1 protein-coding gene is annotated in these 208 nt (G+C 58.2%); it reads left to right on the forward strand.

The genetic code is table 11. The annotated features are described in order from the left end of the window. A partial coding sequence (locus tag C5F48_RS24740; RefSeq protein WP_146170804.1) for an IS30 family transposase occupies positions 1-201 on the forward strand: 201 nt, incomplete at its 5' end. Positions 202-208: the final 7 nt, after the last annotated feature.

Consider the following 208-nt stretch of genomic DNA (forward strand, 5'->3'; position numbering starts at 1 on the left):
AAGAGCCCTTGGCAGCGCGGCAGCAACGAAAACACCAATGGTTTGCTGCGCCAATACTTCCCGAACGGCACGGACCTATCCGTTTACACTCAACATGACCTTGATCAGGTCGCCCTTCGGCTCAATACGCGGCCACGGAAAACCCTTGGCTTCCAGACGCCGGCTGATACCTTCGAACGAGCCGTTGCGCTGACCGGTTGAACCCACC

The sequence above is a fragment of the Cereibacter changlensis JA139 genome (assembly GCF_003034985.1).
GTDB lineage: Bacteria > Pseudomonadota > Alphaproteobacteria > Rhodobacterales > Rhodobacteraceae > Cereibacter > Cereibacter changlensis.